Source organism: Gilliamella sp. CG25 (assembly GCF_046635705.1).
GTDB classification, from domain to species: domain Bacteria; phylum Pseudomonadota; class Gammaproteobacteria; order Enterobacterales; family Orbaceae; genus Gilliamella; species Gilliamella apicola_I.
On the sequence record NZ_JBIDFJ010000022.1, the window covers coordinates 1731 to 5092 of the forward strand.

Below are 3362 nucleotides of genomic sequence, written 5' to 3' on the forward strand. Positions count from 1 at the left end.
GTTGAATTAAATTATGTTTGTATTTACTTATATGAGTAAATAGAAAGATAAAGCTCTTTAACAATTAGGAACAAGCTGAAAGAAACGAGTTCTCGTTTTTACAGAAGACATTGATACGAAAGTATGAGTGTTTGAAGTAGAAAAGAGAAAAAAGCGTAATAGAAACCAAGACAACTGTGAGTTGTAAGGTTAAGAAATTAAGCGTACACGGTGGATGCCTAGGCAATCAGAGGCGAAGAAGGACGTGTTAATCTGCGAAAAGCGACGGTAAGCCGATAAAAGGCGTTATAGCCGTCGATGTCCGAATGGGGAAACCCAGTGCAGGTGACTGCACTATCATCTGATGAATACATAGTCAGATGAGGCGAACCGGGAGAACTGAAACATCTAAGTACCCCGAGGAAAAGAAATCAACCGAGATTCCCCTAGTAGCGGCGAGCGAACGGGGAGGAGCCCAAAGCGGGTAGCATAATGTATCAGTGGAAGCGTCTGGAAAGTCGCACGATAGAGGGTGAAAGTCCCGTACACGAAGGTAGATTATGTGGAAGCTTGAAGAGTAGGGCGGGACACGTGATATCCTGTCTGAAGATGGGGGGACCATCCTCCAAGGCTAAATACTCCTGATTGACCGATAGTGAACCAGTACCGTGAGGGAAAGGCGAAAAGAACCCCGGGAGGGGAGTGAAATAGACCCTGAAACCGTGTACGTACAATCAGTGGGAGCATGTGTCGTTGGGCATGTGTGACTGCGTACCTTTTGTATAATGGGTCAGCGACTTATATTCTGTAGCAAGGTTAACCGAATAGGGGAGCCGAAGGGAAACCGAGTATTAACTGTGCGTTAAGTTGCAGGGTATAGACCCGAAACCCGGTGATCTAGCCATGGGCAGGTTGAAGGTTGGTTAACACTAACTGGAGGACCGAACCGACTAATGTTGAAAAATTAGCGGATGACCTGTGGCTGGGGGTGAAAGGCCAATCAAACCGGGAGATAGCTGGTTCTCCCCGAAAGCTATTTAGGTAGCGCCTCATGAGTAACTGTTGGGGGTAGAGCACTGTTTCGGCTAGGGGGCCATCCCGGCTTACCAACCCGATGCAAACTCCGAATACTGACAAGTTTAATCATGGGAGACACACGGCGGGTGCTAACGTTCGTCGTGAAGAGGGAAACAACCCAGACCGCCAGCTAAGGTCCCCAAGTCATAGTTAAGTGGGAAACGAAGTGGGAAGGCTTAGACAGCTAGGATGTTGGCTTAGAAGCAGCCATCATTTAAAGAAAGCGTAATAGCTCACTAGTCGAGTCGGCCTGCGCGGAAGATGTAACGGGGCTAAAACTATGCACCGAAGCTGCGGCAGTGCACGCAAGTGTATTGGGTAGGGGAGCGTTCTGTAAGCCGTAGAAGGTGTGTTGTGAGGCATGCTGGAGGTATCAGAAGTGCGAATGCTGACATAAGTAACGATAAAGCGGGTGAAAAGCCCGCTCGCCGGAAGACCAAGGGTTCCTGTCCAACGTTAATCGGGGCAGGGTGAGTCGACCCCTAAGGAGAGGCCGAAGGGCGTATCTGATGGGAAACGGGTTAATATTCCCGTACTGGCTATAACTGCGATGGGGGGACGAAGAAGGCTAGGTTTACCACCTATTGGATGGTGGGTTAAGCGTGTAGGGGTGTGATTAGGCAAATCCGGTCACTGAGACCCTGAGGCGTGATGACGAGCTACTAAGGTAGTGAAGTAATTGATGCCCTGCTTCCAGGAAAATCCTCTAAGCTTCAGGTTATAGTTAATCGTACCCGAAACCGACACAGGTGGTCAGGTAGAGAATACTCAGGCGCTTGAGAGAACTCGGGTGAAGGAACTAGGCAAAATGGTGCCGTAACTTCGGGAGAAGGCACGCTGATGGTAATTGAAGTCCCGTGCGGATGGAGGTGAAATCAGTCGAAGATACCAGCTGGCTGCAACTGTTTAATAAAAACACAGCACTGTGCAAACACGAAAGTGGACGTATACGGTGTGACGCCTGCCCGGTGCTGGAAGGTTAATTGATGGGGTTATGCGTAAGCAGAAGCTCTTGATCGAAGCCCCAGTAAACGGCGGCCGTAACTATAACGGTCCTAAGGTAGCGAAATTCCTTGTCGGGTAAGTTCCGACCTGCACGAATGGCGTAATGATGGCCAGGCTGTCTCCACCCGAGACTCAGTGAAATTGAAATCGCCGTGAAGATGCGGTGTACCCGTGGCAAGACGGAAAGACCCCGTGAACCTTTACTATAGCTTGACAGTGAACATTGAGCCTTAATGTGTAGGATAGGTGGGAGACTAAGAAGTGTGTACGCCAGTATGCATGGAGTCATCCTTGAAATACCACCCTTTAATGTTTGATGTTCTAACCTATACTTCTGAATCGAGGTAAGGGACACTGTCTGGTGGGTAGTTTGACTGGGGCGGTCTCCTCCCAAAGAGTAACGGAGGAGCACGAAGGTTAGCTAATCCTGGTCGGACATCAGGAGGTTAGTGCAATGGCAAAAGCTAGCTTGACTGCGAGAGTGACGGCTCGAGCAGGTACGAAAGTAGGTCATAGTGATCCGGTGGTTCTGAATGGAAGGGCCATCGCTCAACGGATAAAAGGTACTCCGGGGATAACAGGCTGATACCGCCCAAGAGTTCATATCGACGGCGGTGTTTGGCACCTCGATGTCGGCTCATCACATCCTGGGGCTGAAGTAGGTCCCAAGGGTACGGCTGTTCGCCGTTTAAAGTGGTACGCGAGCTGGGTTTAGAACGTCGTGAGACAGTTCGGTCCCTATCTGCCATGGGCGTAGGAAAATTGAGAGGGTTTGCTTCTAGTACGAGAGGACCGAAGTGAACGCACCGCTGGTGTACGGGTTGTGATGCCAATTGCATTGCCCGGTAGCTACGTGCGGAATAGATAAGTGCTGAAAGCATCTAAGTACGAAACTAGCCTCGAGATGAGTTTTCCCTGATGAGAATCAGTAAGGTCCGTTTGAGACTAAGACGTAGATAGGTCAGGTGTGTAAGTGTAGTGATACATTGAGCTAACTGATACTAATGAACCGAGAGTCTTAACCTTACAACTCGGAGTTGTTTTGGATACGCGAGAGAGAAGAGAAAATCATCGGAAGGTGGTTAAAGAATGTAGAAACAGTTTGTTCCGGATTGAGGAATTGATGTAAAGATGAGATAATGTACATCAATAGAGAAAGAGAAGACAGGATATGTCTGGCGGTAATAGCGCGGTGGTCCCACCTGACCCCATGCCGAACTCAGAAGTGAAACGCCGTAGTGCCGATGGTAGTGTGGGTATTACCCATGTGAGAGTAGGGTGCCGCCAGACTTTTAAATAAG

2 rRNA genes are annotated in these 3362 nt (G+C 49.1%); both read left to right on the plus strand.

Annotation, left to right across the window (positions count from 1 at the left end):
• Positions 1-187: 187 nt before the first annotated feature.
• A 23S ribosomal RNA gene (locus ACGH6P_RS10940) occupies positions 188-3087 on the plus strand.
• 148 nt (positions 3088-3235) lie between these two features.
• Positions 3236-3351, plus strand: a 5S ribosomal RNA gene (rrf, locus tag ACGH6P_RS10945).
• Positions 3352-3362 lie beyond the last annotated feature (11 nt).